At 70.7% G+C, this 2041-nt stretch carries 2 protein-coding genes; one reads left to right on the top strand and one right to left on the bottom strand.

Translation table 11 applies throughout. The features are described 5' to 3' along the window. A partial coding sequence (locus tag VIP82_RS07730) for a Tex-like N-terminal domain-containing protein (RefSeq protein ID WP_331907306.1) occupies positions 1-1484 on the bottom strand: 1484 nt, incomplete at its 3' end. Positions 1485-1635: 151 nt separating this feature from the next. On the opposite strand from VIP82_RS07730, the gene ndk reads away from it, so the two are divergent. Then, positions 1636-2040: a nucleoside-diphosphate kinase gene (gene ndk / locus VIP82_RS07735; protein WP_008358543.1), complete on the top strand. Its 405-nt coding sequence runs from the start codon at positions 1636-1638 to the stop codon at positions 2038-2040. Position 2041 lies beyond the last annotated feature (1 nt).

Below are 2041 nucleotides of genomic sequence, written 5' to 3' on the forward strand. Positions count from 1 at the left end.
TGCCCGACGCCGATCGACTTCGGCTCGATCTTCACCAGCTCGGCCAGCGGGTCCTGAAGACGGCGCGCGATCGACACCGCCCCACGGATCGACACGTCGAGATCCGGAAGCTCGGCGGAGGCGTAGGCCGAGGCGGAGTAGACCGAGGCGCCCGCCTCGGAGACCATCACCTTGGTCATCTTCAGGTCCGGCAGCAGCTTGAGCAGGTCGGCGGCGAGCTTGTCGGTCTCGCGTGAGGCGGTGCCGTTGCCGATCGCGATCAGGTCGACCGAGTGCTTCTTGGCCAGCTTCGCGAGCGTCGCCAGCGATCCGTCCCAGTCACGCCGCGGCTCGTGCGGGTAGACCGTCGAGGTGTCGACCACCTTCCCGGTCGCGTCGACGACGGCCACCTTCACGCCCGTCCGGATGCCGGGGTCGAGGCCCATCGTCGCCCGGGTGCCGGCCGGCGCGGCCAGCAGCAGGTCGCGCAGGTTGTCGGCGAAGACCGCGATCGCGGCCTCCTCGGCGGCGGTGCGGATCCGCGTGCGCATGTCGAGTTCGAGGCGGAAGAGGATCCGCGTACGCCACGCCCACCGCACCGTCTCGGCCAGCCACTTGTCTGCCGGACGGCCGGAGTCCGTGATCCCGAAACGAGCAGCGATCGAGCGCTCGTAGTCGGTCACCTCGCCCGGCTGCGCGCTCCGCGCGCTTACTCCCTCGTTCGGCGCGAGCGGACGAGCAAGCTCGCCGCTCGACCTCACTCCGGTCGTCTCCGGCTCCTCGGCGTAGGGGGAGAGGGTGACGTCGAGAACCTCCTCCTTCTCCGCGCGGAGAACGGCCAGGGTGCGGTGCGACGGCAGCGACGCGTACGCCTCCGAGAACTCGAAGTAGTCGGAGAACTTCGCCGCCGCCGGGTCGTTCTCGCGGCCCTCACGGACGCGGGTCACCAGGCGACCCTGCTTCCACATCCGCTCCCGCAGCGTGCCGATCAGGTCGGCGTCCTCGCCGAACCGCTCGACCAGGATCGCCCGGGCGCCGTCGAGCGCGGCCTTGGTGTCCGCGACCTGTTCCCCGAGGTACTTCTCCGCCTCGACGACCGGGTCCAGGGACGGGTCGGCCAGCAGCCCGTCGGCCAGCGGCTCGAGCCCGTTCTCGCGGGCGATCATCGCCTTGGTGCGCCGCTTCGGCTTGAACGGCAGGTAGATGTCCTCCAGCCGCGCCTTCGTGTCGGCGGCGAGGATCGACGCCTGCAGCTCGGGGGTGAGCTTGTCCTGCTTCGCGATCTCGGCGAGCACGGCGGCACGCCGCTCCTCCAGGTCGCGCAGGTAGCCGAGACGCTCCTCCAACGTACGCAGCTGGGCGTCGTCGAGGCCGCCGGTCACCTCCTTGCGGTAGCGCGCGATGAACGGCACCGTCGAGCCCTCGTCGAGCAGGGCGACCGCTGCGGTCACCTGCGCCGGGCGCACCCCGAGATCTTCGGCGATGCGGGCCGGGATGGCGGCCATCGAGTCTGCGAGCGTCGGAGCTGATGGGGTTGTCGTCACGGGGCGCCATCCTGCCGCATCCCACCGACATGGTTTCAACATGGCCGACAAGTGCACAGCGGCGACCGGCCCGAACGTGCCCGGGCGGGCCCTCACCGATACGCTCGGCCCCATGACGCAGCGCACGTTCGTGATCCTGAAGCCCGACGCCGTCCGCCGGGGCCTGGTGGGGGAGATCCTGTCCCGCTACGAGGCCAAGGGCCTCTCGATCGTGAAACTGGAGCACCGCACCATCGACGCGGGCATGGCCGACGAGCACTACGCCGAGCACGTCGAGCAGCCGTGGTACCCGCCGCTGCGTGACTTCGTCACCTCCGGCCCGCTCGTCGCCGCCGTCCTCGAGGGCGACGAGGCGATCGAGGTCGTCCGCGCGCTCAACGGTGCCACCGACGGTCGCAAGGCCGCCCCGGGCACCATCCGCGGCGACTTCTCCCTCTCCAACCGCGAGAACCTCGTCCACGGCTCCGACTCGCCCGAGTCGGCCGACCGCGAGATCAAGCTCTGGTTCGGCGCCTGAG

Origin of the sequence: Microbacterium sp. (assembly GCF_036566905.1) — a bacterium.
Lineage (GTDB): Bacteria > Actinomycetota > Actinomycetes > Actinomycetales > Microbacteriaceae > Microbacterium.